We start from the raw sequence: 13,834 nt of genomic DNA, 5'->3' as shown, positions 1-13,834 counted from the left end.
CAGCGTCTGCATCGTGACAACCCTTACCGGCGGTTGAAACCGCTTAGCAACGCACGGTGAATAACTGTCACGTTCTGGGATTTGCGACGTAGTTCCACTTTGGCAGAAGATCATCGTAGACGATTGTTAGGTTGTCTTTCATATCTTGGGTGGCAGTCCTTCCGGTTTCAAAGACGCGTTTGATGACAGCGACGGTCGTTCGCAGTCCAGTTCTCGTCTTCGCCCCGCGCATCAGCGACACGGCCGTGTCGAGACAATCAAACAGCATTCCACTGCACGCCCGTCCGATGTGCGGAAAGAAGCGGCGCTCGATCTGGTTGTACTTCGAACAGTACGGTGGATAGTGAGCAATGCGAATCGGCAAACCGATCGCATCACTCAGTCGCTCCAGGTCGTATTTGAAGATGTACTTGCTCGCTGAATTGCTGCCGCCCCCGTCACAAGTCAGCAGAATCGACGTCGCGTCCGGATAACGTCGGTGGCCGAACTTGTTCCAAAAACGCCTGAACGACTCACAGGCAAATTCGCTTGTGTCGCGGGACAGTCCCAGGTTGATATGCCCCAAATTGGCCTTCGGGTCAAAGATCCCGTGTGGGATCAAAGCGCCATCGGCCCAGGAAGGAAAGTCATGATCAAACGCTTCGAACGAACGGTTGCCGCGAACTCGCCCCTTACGATACAGAAGCCCCAAATGCTCCTTCGCTTTGGTGTCGATCGAGAACCAGGGCTCGCCGGCTGTTTCGTATTGCGAGACCAGTTCGGCGATGCGTTCAAACTGGCAGTCTCGGTCGGGATGTTCGCCGCCAGGGATGTCTTTGCGAATTTGCCGTCGACGGATTCCCGCGTCATCGAGCCACTGAGCGATCGCGTCTTTGCCCACGGGGGTTCCCATCTTCGCCAGACGCTCCGACAGATCCTGCGGCGACAAGTCGGTGTAAATGATGTCCTCTTCGTCGGGGTCTCCGGCGGTACGGAACTCGAGGCACTCGATCAGGTTGGCTTCTTCCGGCGTTTCGGAATCGATCTTTTTTTTCGACCGGCACCGGGCCGACGTACGCGTCCAGCCGCCGGGTCATCCTTCAGGTGATCAAGTTCCGCGATGCCCCGTTCAATCGTTCGGGTCGAAATCCTAAGCACACCGGCGATGTAAGTGATCCCGCCATGCCCACGCTGTGTCGCTTCGATGGCTGCAAATCGCCTGCGATCCTTCTCCGATAAAGTTCCTGCAAAATCACGCAAGCGTTGCTCGGTCTGTGAATCGGCTTCGCGTAAACTGATGGCCATCCGTGGCTCCGCTCTGTGAGGATCGAATTGAACTCACAGCAGTCTATCCGATACGCCCCGTATCTCCGACACTAATTGATCGTGCGTTGCTTAACCGGCAAAGTCCACTGCGTTCAAGCAGTGATGAGATTTGACACGTGCTCTCAGCTAAGCAGGTACGCAGGTGTCATCGGGTATGTGAGCCGCTTGGCGTTAGCCACGGTTTCCACGCACAACCGGGGCTAACGCCCAAACGGCTCACTAACTTTGACCCAATCATTCCTGCGTACCTGATGTTCCGATGAAGGCTTCTACCAGCCTCAGCATCGATTTGAAAAGTGTAAGGCCACCAGATGGCCAAGGACCGTTGGCAAGCGAGACGGGGGTTCCGGGTCAAAAATCCAGAACGGGGGTGGCCAATCTGGAGATCGTTTTCGCTGGCCTGTCACCGGTGCCGCTCGTCGCCTGCCCCCTCCCAGTGCGCCAAAAAGGGGACGGTGCGCCAAAAAGGGGACGGGGGTCAAATGCGTTGATACGTCGATATTGACCCCCGTCCCAATAGTGTTCGGCCCGGCGTTTGCCGGCTGGAATATTGGCGGATGGTTGGCGAGTTGAGTGTGGGTTCATTGCGAAGGAAGCGAAGCGATCCGGCTTGCCCAGGGCCGTTGCGTTTTTGTGTTTGGTACCGCGCAGCATTTACGCCGAGACCAGTCAGGCAAAATGACTTCCCGCAACGCCGATTAGCAAATTTCTTGACGCTCCTCTTTGGCACGCTTTGCCTCTTCTGCAGCAGCTTGCTTTTCGATGTGAGCTATCAGCTCCTCTTCACTGGCTAAGCCTTGAAAGTAGAAACAGATCATTTCAAACGTTCGTTTCGTGGGGCGAGATCCAGTCCACAGGTTGATCAGTAAGCAGGCAATCACCGAACAATAGACTTGGATCTGGATCCCATTGACGTTGTGGCTGATAAGGTGATCGCCGCCCATCAGTTGCTTGTAGAACCGAAAGAAGATTTCAATTGTCCATCGGTAGGAGTAGATCAGGGCAATGATTTCAGCAGGTACATTCAGCAGATTGGTGGCAATGCGAAGGATCCCATCGCTGTTGGGTGCCTTGGAACCTCTCGCCTTTCCGCCTGTGCGGTTTTGATGAGGCGTGCAGCGGATTTGGATCAACCGGATCGGATGATCAGGGGAATTTGAGCTGCTGCTCGATCCTCCAAGCTTCACAATCGTATCGTTGAGCACCCCCGCAGCACGGTCACCCTCGGTTAACTCAAGTTCTTGAGTCGTCTCGTAAACCGTGTTGTCACGTAGTCGGCAAACATAGCTACTCGATGACGCGACGATTGAATTGAAGAGCGAGAACTTGGCATAGCCACGGTCCATCACGTACAAGCGATCTTCTTCGAGCACTCGTTTGAGCACGGCCCGCTCGTCGTGTTCTCCACCGCCGTCAGGTGTCACGTCGACTCGTACGGGCAGCAGGTTATTGACCTCAAAGTGTGTGTGTAGTCGCCATCGCACCAGCGCTGAGCCCGTTGTTTGCTTCAGAATGGATGCGGCAATCAGCGACGGCAAGGCGTTAACAAGTGAGCCATCCACGGCGGTGATCGTTTGCTGAATGCTGCTCAGTCGCGGGTCCGGGGCAGCATCGTTGACTTCAGCAGACAAGGCCTCAATGATCGGCTTGAGAAGGTCTGCAGAGAACAGCCCACCGGCTTCGGATAGCGATCCCAGCGAAGCTTTCTCGTTGCCCAGTTTGTCACGTACTTTCGTCAACTCACTGGCCTGCGAGATTGCTCGCAAACTTGAGACAGTGGGGTTCAGGACATACAGCAACACGAGCATGCAATACTGATCGTAGTGCAGCGTACGGTTGCCAGCGGTATCACGCTGGCACTCATGTTCGTGAAGATGCTCGAGCAGAGGCTTGAGCATGGCGAAGTATTTGAGGCCTTCGATTTTGATCTTTGGCTTGACGAGAGATTCCTGTGTTCGCTCGCCCTGGTCATCAGGAAGCTTTCGTCTTTTGAGTCGCTTGGTTTTGGTTGGCATGGCGAACCAACGATTGCCCGCTCAACGCAGGAGTAAAGCAACATCGACGCATGAGCCAATCCGGTTTCACGCATCTCGACTCTGGCGGATGCAAACCATTGAAAGTTTCACATCATCGCAACTGCCCGTCAGTTCCCTTGAAGCACGAACGAGACACTCTCGCCCAGCGAGCGAAGACAAGCCAAATTGTCGTTGCTAGCAATTCAGCGTCGGCCGGCAAACGTCGGGCCGAACACTATTGGGACGGGGGTCAATTCGCGTGATTCGTCGCTTTTGACCCCCGTCCCCTTTTTAGGTCCAGTTTGCGAGTAGCGGAACTCGTCAAGAGTTTCGTTGGGGCGGGGAAAAACGAAAGTCTTGACGACTTTCGCTACGGCCTTTGGTGGAAGAGACCATTGGCAGGCTGTTGATTGAATGCGTTTGGCCGATTTCGCGATCAGCCGATGGGTCATCGCCGACGGCTACAAAATAACAACCGGACGTGATCGCGTTCCTGCTGACGGAATCATCAACCTGCTTAGCTGATGATGTCGTGGACGACGTGACCGTGAACATCGGTCAGGCGGAAGTCGCGTCCCGCATATCGATACGTGAGCCGTGTGTGATCAAAGCCGAGCAAGTGCAAAATCGTGGCATGCAAATCGTGGACGTGCACGGGGTTCTCGGCAACGCTCAGTCCCACTTCGTCGGTGGTTCCGTACGTCGTGCCCGCCTTCACGCCTCCGCCAGCCATCCAGACCGTGAACCCATTGTCATGGTGGTCGCGTCCCGGGTTCGCTGACACTGGCAATTGAACCGTTGGCGTGCGTCCCATCTCACCGCCCCAGATCACCAGCGTTTCGTCCAATAAACCTCGCTGATCCAAATCGTGCAGGAGTGCTGCAATCGGGCCATCGCATTCACGGGCCAGTCGTGGGTGGTTGCGTTCGATCGATGCGTGTGAATCCCAGGGTTGGCCGGCGCCGTGATAGACCTGGACATAACGCACACCGCGTTCGCTCAACCGCCGAGCGATCAGCATCTGACGCCCTTGAAGCGAATCGCCATACATCTCCTGCGTTTCTTTGGTTTCGCTGGTGATGTCAAACGCGTCGCGTGCTTCCCCCCTGCATCCGGAACGCAAGCTCGAGCGACTCGATGCGTCCCGACAACTGGGCATCGTCACTGCGATCGGTTAGGTGCATTCGATTCAGATTTTGAATCAAATCCATCTGCCGTTTCTGCTGGGACGGCACCAAGTAATCGTTGTCGATGTTGGCGACCAATTCCTCCGGGTTGGTGTACTGGGTGTCAACGTGCGTGCCTTGAAAGATGCCTGGCAAAAACGCATTCCGCCAGTTCGCGGTCGCAGCGGTTGGCAAACCGGACGGGCACATGACCACATAACCGGGCAAGCTCTGATTTTCGGTGCCCATGCCATACAAGGTCCACGCGCCGACACTGGGACGCGGCCGGACGATGTCACCACAGTTCATCATCATCAAACCGGGCTCGTGATTGGGGACATCGGTGACCATCGAACGAATCACACACAACTTGTCCGCGTGCAGGGACAGCTTGGGAAACAATTCGCTGATTTCGATCCCCGACTTGCCGTGCTTTTGAAACTTGAACGGTGATTGATGTGCAACGCCGCCCAAACGCCGGTTGTTTTTCAGTTCGTCGTCGAGCGTCTTGCCATGCATCTTGGCCAGCATCGGCTTGGGGTCGAACGTATCGATCTGGCTGGGGCCACCATTGGCGAACAAGTGGATCACCCGTTTGGCCTTGCCCGGAAAGTGCGTCGGCCGGACCGCCAGACTGCTGGCGTTTCCTTCGGGCGACGCTGCTTCCGCGGCGAACAGCGAGCCGGAAGAACCGATGCCGTCACCCAGCATGCCGCCATCTCGCAGCACGCCGGCCAGCGCCAACATTCCCATGCCCATCCCGCTGCGACGGAGCATCGTGCGGCGGTCGGTGAAATTGTTTTCAAACATCACAGGTGACACTCAATCGAGATAAAGGAATTCGTTGGTCAACATCAGAGCCTGGGCCAATTGGTCGACACGACCGAGCGGTTGCGGTGCGGGAGGCGCGAAGTCTTTTTGCGACTGCCAACGATTGCCGCTGAGCTCACCGTCAATGCCCGCAATCGTGATCGTCCAGGTGTGAGAATCCGAGTTGGAATGGGCTCCTGGGCTGGCAACAAAATCGATCACGTCGCCTGCCGTCACTGACAAACGAGCGACCGACGGATTGATCGTTCCCCGAGCGACTTTGTCCGTCGTGCGGAAATCACCGCTCCGGATCGACACCGTGATGCCATCGCCATTGGGTCGGGCGTGCGTCAGTTTGCTGGCGATTCGCACCGCACCATCGGCCGGAGCCACCCAGCGACGAATGATGCTGTGCGCCGGATTGACGCCGCAGTGAGCCGCGGTGGCCGACAGCCGCAGGAACTTCAACTTCGGGTCAGGAAATGCTTCCGATGCTTGGTAGGCCTTGCCGGACCAATACGGAAGTGGCATGAAATCGTCCGCTGCGTCACCGACCCGTTGGGGTGTGCTGGCGATGTTCCCCCAACCATACCGCCAAACTCCTCCAAGGGCCTGTCCGTTGGTGTCCGCTGCTGCGACCAGGAACCGCTTGGCCATCGTAATTTCATCCGCTGACGGATCACGCGAAAACACGCGTCGGTAGAGCGCCGTGATCGTTGCCGCGTCAGTCCTGTTGTCATCGACTTCGTCGGCAATACGATCGGCCAGTTCACGTGACTGCTCGGCAACAAACGGGTGATTCATGAAGAACAACGCTTGCTGTGGAATGGTGGTTTCCGCCCGTGAGGCTGCGGATGCGGTCGGCGACGCGAAATCGAAGGTCCGCAAGATCGGATCGAGTTCGAGGCGGTCAACGTAAGCGTACAAACTGCGGCGAGTCGTGTACGGCGTTTCGCTCAACTTGACCGAGCGACCACCGACGGTGAGATCGATGGTGCCAGCAACCGAAACGATCGAATCCCGCATCGCTTCGAAATCGAGGCGTCTTCGATTCTGCCGCCACAACCAACGGTTCTGGGTATCGACCGCAAAGGCATCCTCCCGCAGATCAGAAGATTGCTGGTAGGTGTGGCTGGTCGTGATCGTTCGATGCAACCACTTCATCGACCAACCTTGCTCGATGAATTCGCTGGCCAACCAGTCCAACAATTCCGGGTGCGATGGAGGTGAACTCCGCAATCCGAAGTCATCCAACGAATCCACCAAGCCGCGTCCAAAGTAGCGTGCCCAAACGCGGTTGACCAACACACGAGCGGTCAATGGGTTTTCCGCCGACGTAATCGCTTCGGCAAGTTCGCGTCGTCCGCTGCCATCGGTGAATGGGCCATCGCTGACGTTGGACAGCAACGACAGAAACTGACGCGGCACACGATCACCACGACGGTTCGCTTCGCCACGCAGCAGCACGAACGGGGTGACAGGCTTCTTCGCGTCGACCAACGCCATCGCTCGTGGCGGCGCGGCCGGGTGAGTCGATTCGACAGCGGCGATTGCCTTTTCGCGATCGCCCAGTTCCTTGCGTCCTTTGCCAAGCAAGCGAGATGCTCGCGCGACCGCTTCCTCGTCGAGATCAAACCAACCGCCCTCGGCCATCAAGAGCTGACGGATCGCTTCTTGGTTTGGATCGGCCAGCTTGATCGCTTGGTTATCGTTCTTGGCGTCAGCCGATTTCGACATCGCTTCCCAGGCCTTCAGGACGTCGTCGATCACGCCCGCGTAAGCGGCAACCAATTCACGCTGGGTCGTGGGGTTCGACTTGACCAAGCCATCGCGGATGAGCGGATTCAAATCTTCGTTCGCCGCCCAGGATTTCATCCAGCGTGGCCATTGCTGATCGAACTGTTGCTTGTTCGCGCCCAAGGCTTGGTTCCAAGGACCAAGAACAGAATGCGAAACATCGGAACGATTCTTCAGATCAGCCGCCAAACGCGTGTTCAGCGGCGTCATCGCGGTCTCTTTGATCTTCAATTGCCCAATCACACCCCGGATTTCTTTTCCACGAGCGATCGACAACAGATAGAAGCCGTCCAGGTACTTTGGCAACTGCATTTTCAGGTCTGCGATCGCCTGCTTTCGCAAATCGGCTTTGTACTCAGACAGTTCATTCTGCTTGGCGGTCAGTTGAGCCTGAAAATCCGCTTTCATTTCATCGGAGAAAGACACTTCCGTCTCAATCCGAGGCAGCGTCTCAGGAAGATCGCAACTGGCAAACACGCCATACAACGAGTAGTAGTCTTCCGTTGGGATCGGATCGTACTTGTGATCGTGACAGCGTGCACAGCTGACCGTGATTCCCATCAAACCACGTCCGACCACATCAATCTTGTCCGCGATCTGTTCCAGGCGGTTGTTTCGAAAGCGTGGGCCAACGGTCAAGAAACCCAGTGCCGCCAGCGATGGTGAATCGGCGTCTTCTGCGTAAAAGTCCGCAGCAATCTGTTCGCGAACAAATTGATCGTAAGGTTTGTCCTCGTTCAGCGATTCGATCACGTAGTCGCGATACGTGTAGGCGTACGGGTATCGAAGTTCTGCTTGGGCCTGCCAATCGCGAGTGTCACCGTACCGTGCCAGGTCCAGCCAGTAGCGTGCCCATCGTTCGCCGTGATGCTGGTCGGCCAGCAAAGTCTCGATCCATTCCGCCACCACCACGTCCGTGTCGCGTTCATCGTTGAAAAATGCTTGCACCTGCGAGTAAGTGGGAGGCAGTCCAATCAGGTCGAAGTGCAGCCTGCGGACGATCACCTCTCGAGACGCGGTTCTTCCTGGCGTCAAGCCGTTGCGGTCAAGCGACACTGCGACGAAAGCGTCGATCGGATGGGCTGGTTGGCTTGGTCGTTTCGTCTTTTGCCCCGCCGGTTTGGAGGTGGTTGGAACCTTCGGCTTTTGCAGCGGTTGGAAGGCCCAGTGTGACTCGGCGACGCGACCGATCGCCTGTTGGTCACCGAGCGCTGGCGTCATTCCTTCGGAATCAGAATTCTCTGAATCTTGAGCACTTGCTGGCCACGGCAACCCCATGTTGATCCAGCGTCGCAAGGTCACGATTTGATCTTCTTCCAGCGGCCCGTCGGGCGGCATCAACTCCATCCCGCGACGGCCAAGCACGGCATCGATGATCAGGCTCTCGTTGACGTTCTTGGCGACTGCAGCGGGCCCACTGATTCCGCCCTGCAAAATCGTCCCCAGCGAATCCAGTCGCAGATCGGATTCCTGCAACGCATCCCCGTGACATTCGTGGCAGTGTTCAATCAGCAGCGGTCGAACCTTTTCTTCAAAGAACGACTCACTTGGATTCAAACCATCGGCATTCGCACCAACGCAAAACAACGCCACGGCAAGCAAACCCACCAGGTGTCGGACGGTTCGGTGCATCCAGACAGAAAGCACTCTTTGAGAAGACATCAATGAAACCGTCATTGAAAACCCATTTTTTCATCATGAAACGGCCCCGCAGGTGGGACGCACTCGCAGGTGCGTGACGGGACCCAGCAAGGAACGATTGTAGCTGACCCTGCCCACCGGCACACGATCGAAGTTTTGATCGCAACTCGCCGGTCTTCTGCTAAGCAGGTCGGCTGGAATGATCAAGCACAACCATGTGAGCCGTTTGGGCGTTCGCCTGGCCTGCGCGTGAAAACCGTGGCTAACGCCAACGGCTCACATACTCGTTGACACTTGCCTACCTGCTTGACCGTCCACAAAGACATCGGCAGTTTTTCTGGCAGGTTCGAGTCCTTCCAACATCACGTTTGCTCGGCGAACCGGCTGGGACGTTGGTCGCCGACGGGCACGTGGGCGTGCGATTCTGCACCCACGATCCGTATTGGCACACCCGGAACGAGACGACGGACCAATCCTGGCCGGTCGAACAATGAAGACGGTGTGGATGACTTTTGAGTTGGTTCTTCGATCGAACCCATGGAGAGTACCGTCGTGTTCACCAGGTGAGACGCGGAGCTTCGAAGTTCGGCGTCTCATTTCGACGGACTCGGAAGTCCATCGTACGGGGCCCCGAATCGGGGAATCCGCTGGCGATGGGGCGGGCAAACTACTGCGTCGCTCCGCGACTGGTGGTGGATGTTGGCGGATCGAACAACCGCGGAGCGGCGACAGGTGTCGAGCGATGACATGGGGGGATGGATTGAAAAAGTGAAATTGGAAATTGAAAAGTGCAAAGTCAGCGCGGTGGAGGCGATGACCGGGCACGAACTGACGGAGCGTTCGGAAGCGATCCTCGCCGCGGATGGGGCCCGCGTTGGGCATGCCACATGGGCCTCGCTGACCGGCTTGTTGATTGTTCGAGTTCACAACCCGACGCGTGAGCGAGGGACCCACAGGCTCGTTGCAATGGCACGCGATCCCTCGCTAACGTTTCGGGTTAGGATTCAATCAACAGGCCGTGACGCTTCGGGTTTCCATTTCGACGGACTCGGAAGTCCATCGTACGGGGACCCCGAATCGGGGAATCCGTTGGCGATGGTGCGGGCAAACAACTGCGTCGCTCCGCGACTGGTGGTGGATGTTGGCGGATCGAACAACCGCGGAGCGGTGACAGGTGTCGAGCGATGAGATGGCGGGATGGATTGAAAAAGTGAAATTGGAAATTGAAAAGTGCAAAGTCAGCGCGGTGGAGGCGATGACCGGGCACGAACTGACGGAGCGTTCGGAAGCGATCCTCGCCGCGGATGGGGCCCGCGTCGGGCATGCCACATGGGCCTCGCTGACCGGCTTGTTGATTGTTCGAGTTCACAACCCGACGCGTGAGCGAGGGACCCACAGGCTCGTTGCAATGGCACGCGATCCCTCGCTAACGTTTCGGGTTAGGATTCAATCAACAGGCCGTGACGCTTCGGGTTTCCATTTCGACGGACTCGGAAGTCCATCGTACGGGGACCCCGAATCGGGGAATCCGTTGGCGATGGTGCGGGCAAACAACTGCGTCGCTCCGCGACTGGTGGTGGATGTTGGCGGATCGAACAACCGCGGAGCGGTGACAGGTGTCGAGCGATGAGATGGCGGGATGGATTGAAAAAGTGAAATTGGAAATTGAAAAGTGCAAAGTCAGCGCGGTGGAGGCGATGACCGGGCACGAACTGACGGAGCGTTCGGAAGCGATCCTCGCCGCGGATGGGGCCCGCGTCGGGCATGCCACATGGGCCTCGCTGACCGGCTTGTTGATTGTTCGAGTTCACAACCCGACGCGTGAGCGAGGGACCCACAGGCTCGTTGCAATGGCACGCGATCCCTCGCTAACGTTTCGGGTTAGGATTCAATCAACAGGCCGTGACGCTTCGGGTTTCCATTTCGACGGACTCGGAAGTCCATCGTACGGGGACCCCGAATCGGGGAATCCGTTGGCGATGGGGCGGGCAAACAACTGTCGTCGCTCCGCGACTGGTGGTGGATGTTGGCGGATCGAACAACCGCGGAGCGGTGACAGGTGTCGAGCGATGACATGGGGCGGATTGCGAATCGGCACTCAAGTTGCTTTGTCGGATGGCTCCTGCCAACATGATTGCCAAATCCGCATCCCTTTCCGAACAAGGTCCCCTCCATTGAATGTAGTCTGCTCCAAGTGTGCGGCATTGAATCGAGTGCCGGAAGCCAAACGGCATGACAAACCCGTGTGCGGGAAGTGCAAAACCCCGCTGCTGCCCAATCGCCCCGTCGAGCTTTCCGAAGCGACGTTCGCCAAGTTCGTTGGCCGAACCGAAGTGCCAATCCTCGTCGATTTCTGGGCGTCGTGGTGTGGCCCTTGTCGCATGATGGCCCCTGCCTTCGCCGAGGCGGCGTCGGCGCTCTCCCCGCAAGTCATTCTGGCGAAGCTCAACACCGAAGAGGCCCCGCAAACCGCATCCAAGTTTGCTATTTCGGGCATCCCCACATTGATCCTTTTTAAACGTGGAACCGAAGTGGGGAGACAGTCGGGAGCGCTCGATGTGCAGCAAATCATCCAGTTCGCTTCGTAACGTGTTCGGGTTGCGTCTGTCAGGTCTGGTGCGCGTGAGAAATCGTAGGCCGGACCGAGCGGAGCGCTGTTCCGGCAGATTGCTCGATGAACTGCCGGAGCGGCGTCACTTACGTTCCTTGATCCGGCCTACTTGGCTCGTGCACTGAAGTTGCGAAGTGACCTGCATCGGAATCGACTATGATGCCGGGTCGCCATAACAGCGTCTCAGACGCGTCATGCGCGACTCTGCGATTGGTTCTGAATTCAACTGCTTGGTTGCTTGATTTATGAAATGCTTTCACCTCGTCATCGTGTTCTTCTGCTTGTGCCTGAGCTCGGTCGTCATGGCCGACGTCACTCGGGTCGAGATCACTCAGCGACAGCCGTTTGCGGATAGCTTTCTGTTTGGCCCAACGGGAGCCTACGAAACCATTTCCGGTCGAATGCATTTCGAGGTCGATCCCAATGCCCAGGCCAACTCGCGCGTCTGCGACTTGAAGCTCGCGCCTCGGAACGCAAACGGACGCGTTGAGTTTTGGGAGGACTTCTTTTTGCTTCGTCCGGCTGATCCCAACAAAGGCAACGGTTGCTTGCTCTACGACGTCCACAACCGCGGCAGCAAGTTGGCTTTGTGGACCTTCAACGACGCAGAGATGTCGGGTTCACCGTCCACGATGGCGCACGCTGGAAATGGATTTCTGATGCGTCAGGGCTATTCCGTTCTATGGACCGGATGGAACGGTGACGTGATGGCGGACGGCACCGGGCGTTTGTTGGCGGGACTGCCCGTCGCAACCAACCCAGATGGATCGCCCATCACCGGAAAGAATCATGTGGAAATACTGGTCGACGAACCCAAATTCAGCCAGCCATTCTATTTCAGTCCCTGGGGAACGTCGGCAGCCTATCCAACGATCGACTTGAACGATCCCGCCGCGAAGCTGACGCGCCGCGAGAGTCGGTCGTCTCAGCCGATCGTCGTGCCGCGTGACGAATGGGCATTTGCCGATTTCGAGGACGGCAAAGTGACTCCGAACCCAACCAGCCTGCACGTCCAAGCCGGATTCCAGCCCGGCTGGATCTACGAACTGGTTTACACAGCACGTGATCCGCGCGTCTCCGGGCTGGGCATGGCAGGAATTCGCGACGCCGTGTCTTTCCTGCGTTACGACGACAACGCCAAAGACTCCTCAGGCCAGTCCCTGTCTGCGGACTGTGACCGAGCGATCATCTTTGGCATCTCGCAATCGGGACGGCTGGCTCATCACTTCATGTACGAAGGCATGAACGTCGACCTCAATGGCCGCACCGTTTTTGACGGAGCCTTGATTCATGTTGCCGGTGCTGGGAAGGGAATGTTCAACCACCGATTCGGCATGGCAACGGTCTACGGAACGCAGCTCCAGCAGAACCTTTCGCCCTCAGACTTCTTCCCGTTCACGACGACACAACAGAACGATCCCGTCACCGGCGGGCAGGGTGATTCCTTGGCTCGACTCCGGAACACGGAAGGGCTGCCCAAACTCTTCTTCGTGCAATCGTCCACCGAGTATTGGTCACGCGCCGCATCCTTGTTGCACACCGATGTCGATGGCACACGCGACATCGACTTGGATGAAAACACTCGCATCTACTTGATCTCAGGGGCGCAGCATTTGGGAGCCACGTCAACCGATCCAGGAATCTGCCGGTACATGCGGAACCCGCTGAAACATCGTGGACCGGTGCTGCGAGCACTGCTGACTGCAATGGATGAATGGGTGACGAACGACACCGAACCGCCTGCCAGCGAGTACCCGAGGATCAGCGACGGCACGTTGGTCAGTGTCGAAGCATTCCGAAAGCAGTTCCCCCAAATTGCGGGCGTCGAATTGCCAATGAGTTGCTACCAACCCTTGCGTCTGAACCCCGGGGCGAGGTGGGCAACCGACGGAATCGCCGACAACGTTCCGCCGTTGATTGGCAAGCCCTATCGAACGCTGGTTCCGGCCGTCGACGTGGATGGCAACGAATTGGCGGGAATTCGCTTGCCCGATGTCGCCGTTCCAACCGCGACTTACATGGGATGGAACTTGCGGAACGAAGCCTCCGGCGCGAAAGACTCGTTGGCCGCCCTGCATGGTGGCTACCTCCCGCTGCCAGCATCCCGACAGAACGACGATTCACGCCAGCCTCTCGACGAACGTTACCGCACTCGTGCGGAGTACCTTGCCAACCACTCGGCCGCCACCATCAAGCTCTGGAGAGAACGGTTTCTGCTCGCCGAGGATGCCATTTCCCTGCTGAACGAAGCTGGCACGCGAGACCTGAGCGGGGAACCAGCATCAGAAGCAACGGCCCGCTGAAGCTCAGCCGCCAAAGCGGCCACATGAAGCTCAGCGGCCCAAGCCGAACAACACGAGGCTGAACCACATCCTCGACCGACCAACGGCACTCGCCCTGTCCGGTTTCCCAGATCGCTACTTTCGTGAATGGTCGGCACCGAGAGTCGACAACAAACCATCCGGGAACGGCGACGTTGCAGAATGCGA

General features: G+C 57.4%; 8 protein-coding genes and 1 pseudogene. 4 read left to right on the top strand and 5 right to left on the bottom strand.

The genetic code is table 11. The features are described from left to right. Positions 1-67: 67 nt before the first annotated feature. The 5 genes and pseudogenes from PSR62_RS15115 to PSR62_RS15095 all read right to left on the bottom strand — a co-directional run bounded on the left by PSR62_RS15115 (position 68) and on the right by PSR62_RS15095 (position 8,755). Entirely contained in the window at positions 68-991 is a 924-nt protein-coding gene (locus tag PSR62_RS15115) for an ISAzo13 family transposase (protein WP_274408236.1), read from the bottom strand. After that, a complete protein-coding gene (locus PSR62_RS15110) occupies positions 991-1,284 on the bottom strand; it encodes a hypothetical protein (RefSeq protein WP_008671553.1) in 294 nt (97 codons plus the stop codon). The genes PSR62_RS15115 and PSR62_RS15110 overlap by 1 nt, the downstream gene beginning before the upstream one ends. A 719-nt stretch (positions 1,285-2,003) precedes the next feature. Next, positions 2,004-3,320 carry an IS4 family transposase gene (locus tag PSR62_RS15105; RefSeq protein ID WP_274403829.1) on the bottom strand — a complete coding sequence of 439 codons (1,317 nt, stop codon included), beginning with the start codon at positions 3,318-3,320 and terminating at the stop codon, positions 2,004-2,006. A 517-nt stretch (positions 3,321-3,837) separates the two neighbouring features. Continuing rightward, a pseudogene (locus PSR62_RS15100) lies at positions 3,838-5,197 on the bottom strand (DUF1501 domain-containing protein). 111 nt (positions 5,198-5,308) lie between these two features. Continuing rightward, positions 5,309-8,755: a PSD1 and planctomycete cytochrome C domain-containing protein gene (locus PSR62_RS15095; protein ID WP_274403828.1), complete on the bottom strand. Its 3,447-nt coding sequence runs from the start codon at positions 8,753-8,755 to the stop codon at positions 5,309-5,311. A 747-nt stretch (positions 8,756-9,502) separates the two neighbouring features. On the opposite strand from PSR62_RS15095, the gene PSR62_RS15090 reads away from it, so the two are divergent. The 4 genes from PSR62_RS15090 (at position 9,503) to PSR62_RS15075 (ending at position 13,648) form a co-directional block, all read left to right on the top strand. Then, positions 9,503-9,922, top strand: a complete 420-nt coding sequence (locus PSR62_RS15090; protein ID WP_274403827.1) for a hypothetical protein — start codon at positions 9,503-9,505, stop codon at positions 9,920-9,922. A gap of 22 nt (positions 9,923-9,944) precedes the next feature. Continuing rightward, a complete protein-coding gene (locus PSR62_RS15085; protein WP_274403827.1) occupies positions 9,945-10,364 on the top strand; it encodes a hypothetical protein in 420 nt (139 codons plus the stop codon). 544 nt (positions 10,365-10,908) lie between these two features. Next, a complete protein-coding gene (gene trxC / locus PSR62_RS15080; RefSeq protein ID WP_338020081.1) occupies positions 10,909-11,322 on the top strand; it encodes a thioredoxin TrxC in 414 nt (137 codons plus the stop codon). 268 nt (positions 11,323-11,590) lie between these two features. Beyond that, positions 11,591-13,648: an alpha/beta hydrolase domain-containing protein gene (locus tag PSR62_RS15075; protein ID WP_274403825.1), complete on the top strand. Its 2,058-nt coding sequence runs from the start codon at positions 11,591-11,593 to the stop codon at positions 13,646-13,648. Positions 13,649-13,834 lie beyond the last annotated feature (186 nt).

This window comes from Rhodopirellula sp. P2 (assembly GCF_028768465.1).
GTDB lineage: Bacteria > Planctomycetota > Planctomycetia > Pirellulales > Pirellulaceae > Rhodopirellula.
Note: the sequence above shows the minus strand (reverse complement) of the source record. Positions and strands in the feature narration are given on the sequence as shown.

What these genes read in the sequence shown, in the direction of transcription:
- PSR62_RS15075 (WP_274403825.1), top strand. Translation starts at nt 11,591, where the DNA reads ATGAAATGCTTTCACCTCGTCATCGTGTTCTTCTGCTTGTGCCTGAGC.
- PSR62_RS15095 (WP_274403828.1), bottom strand. Translation starts at nt 8,755, where the DNA reads ATGTCTTCTCAAAGAGTGCTTTCTGTCTGGATGCACCGAACCGTCCGA.
- PSR62_RS15105 (WP_274403829.1), bottom strand. Translation starts at nt 3,320, where the DNA reads ATGCCAACCAAAACCAAGCGACTCAAAAGACGAAAGCTTCCTGATGAC.
- PSR62_RS15110 (WP_008671553.1), bottom strand. Translation starts at nt 1,284, where the DNA reads ATGGCCATCAGTTTACGCGAAGCCGATTCACAGACCGAGCAACGCTTG.